The following is a 670-nucleotide window of genomic DNA, read 5'->3' as shown; positions in this document are numbered from 1 at the left end:
TTTGAAGATGTCGTTGACGATACTGGTGCTAAAAACATCGCGGTAGCAAGAGTAGATGCGCGCTTTGACCCTGCGATTCAGTTGACGATTGGTCTTTCGTTTCTTCTTAGTGTGGCGGCAGGCGCGTATCTGGTCGACAAAGGCGAAATCACTCTTGGTGATTTGACAGCCTTCACCATGTACTTGGGCTTGATGATTTGGCCAATGCTGGCGTTCGCATTCTTGTTTAACATCTTAGAGCGCGGTTCTGCCGCATGGAATCGCCTACAAGAAATCTTCGATGAACAACCAGAGATCATCGGTGGCACACAGCCTTTAGATGGCAAACCATTACCGCTGCACATCAAGATTGATGCGTTTCATTGGTCTAGAGAACTCCCACCAGCTCTTGCCGATGTGGACGTAACGTTAGAGCCAGGGAAAATGCTCGGAATTGCTGGCCCAGTAGGCAGTGGCAAATCGACGTTACTCTCCCTGCTATTGCGTCAACATGATTTAGAAAATGGCACCATTCAGTTTGGCGATGTCAAAATCAAAGACGCTATCTTACCTCAATGGCGTAATCGCTTTGCGGTTGTGAATCAGAGTCCATTTTTGTTCTCAAAATCGATCTTTGACAACATCGCTCTTGGCAATCCTCAAGCAACAAAGGAGCAAGTTTATCAAGCAG

The 670-nt window shown here is 47.0% G+C and carries 1 protein-coding gene; it reads left to right on the top strand.

The genetic code is table 11. The features are described 5' to 3' along the window. Window positions 1-670: ATP-binding cassette domain-containing protein (locus tag R8N47_RS25610; protein ID WP_318186154.1), on the top strand; the 670-nt coding region annotated here is incomplete at both ends.

The organism is Vibrio sp. 2132-1 (assembly GCF_033344315.1).
Note: the sequence above shows the minus strand (reverse complement) of the source record. Positions and strands in the feature narration are given on the sequence as shown.